The organism is Paraburkholderia sp. SIMBA_054 (assembly GCF_046534875.1).
Lineage (GTDB): Bacteria > Pseudomonadota > Gammaproteobacteria > Burkholderiales > Burkholderiaceae > Paraburkholderia > Paraburkholderia hospita.
This window is the reverse complement of record NZ_JAWRXV010000717.1, coordinates 1-274: the sequence shown is the minus strand read 5'-3', so window position 1 is coordinate 274 and position 274 is coordinate 1. Positions and strand designations below refer to the sequence as shown.

General features: G+C 38.0%; 1 protein-coding gene. It reads left to right on the top strand.

What is annotated here, in order from left to right:
* On the top strand, positions 1-274 hold a 274-nt coding region (locus tag SB822_RS56955; protein WP_410859086.1), incomplete at both ends, for a hypothetical protein.

The window sequence follows — 274 nt, the reverse complement described above, 5'->3', positions numbered from 1 at the left end:
AATAGATTGATTATCGTCATTGAAAGTCCCTCTGCAACTGGTATAGGCTGTGTTCTGAATTACATTGGAATTCCTGACGAAATCTATGCAGATGAACCAGATAGCCGAGGTTTAATTTATGCTACAACAACAAGAGCAGATTCTGTAAACAACGTAATTATTTCAAATTCACCAGTGAATATTGCTCCTTCAACCAGTGCTTCAGTAAGGCCGATTATAGTAAACTTATCGCCAAAGAACCCAAACACTCAAGGTCTATACATGCTCTCTGAAT